This is a genomic window from Erwinia sp. PsM31, from assembly GCF_030433775.1.
Lineage (GTDB): Bacteria > Pseudomonadota > Gammaproteobacteria > Enterobacterales > Enterobacteriaceae > Erwinia > Erwinia aeris.
Genome location: NZ_JARUWZ010000069.1, coordinates 1 through 526 on the forward strand (window position 1 = coordinate 1; position 526 = coordinate 526).

The following is a 526-nucleotide window of genomic DNA, read 5'->3' on the forward strand; positions in this document are numbered from 1 at the left end:
GAATAGAAGGTCATGATAAAAAACCGCAGGATGAAGTTTCGGTAATGCAGAAAAACAATGTTTTATCATTTAACGGAAAGTTTGTTTTCGCTGCAAGTGATAATATCATTGCCTATCCTGACAGAAATGTTAACTATAAATATGGAGGTTCAACTTATTTTATTTCATATAAGAACGTGGGTGATTCATCTAAAAATTCAATGATAGGTATTAACTCATCTTCATCCTATACCGCATATGTGTTAGATGATGCTGTTTTTGTGCGGAGTTCAAGGCATGATGTTAATTATGAGAGATATTCTATACCGAAAACAACAGATGGCTACGAATGGGTAGATGCATCCGCTTTGCATCTTGATTCGGTATCACAGGACGATCATTTTCACTGTAATGATAACATTAAACCAAAACGTGTAAGGTATATTAAAAACTGACAGGGAGTTAGTGTCAATGAAAATAAAAAATGAACCCACCCGTGACGCAGAGTGTTTTTTTGATGATAACGGGAAGCCTAATTTTCGCAGTT

The 526-nt window shown here is 35.2% G+C and carries 1 protein-coding gene; it reads left to right on the forward strand.

The genetic code is table 11. From position 1 onward, the window contains the following. A partial coding sequence (locus QCD69_RS22475; RefSeq protein ID WP_301253573.1) for a hypothetical protein occupies window positions 1–434 on the forward strand: 434 nt, incomplete at its 5' end. Window positions 435–526: the final 92 nt, after the last annotated feature.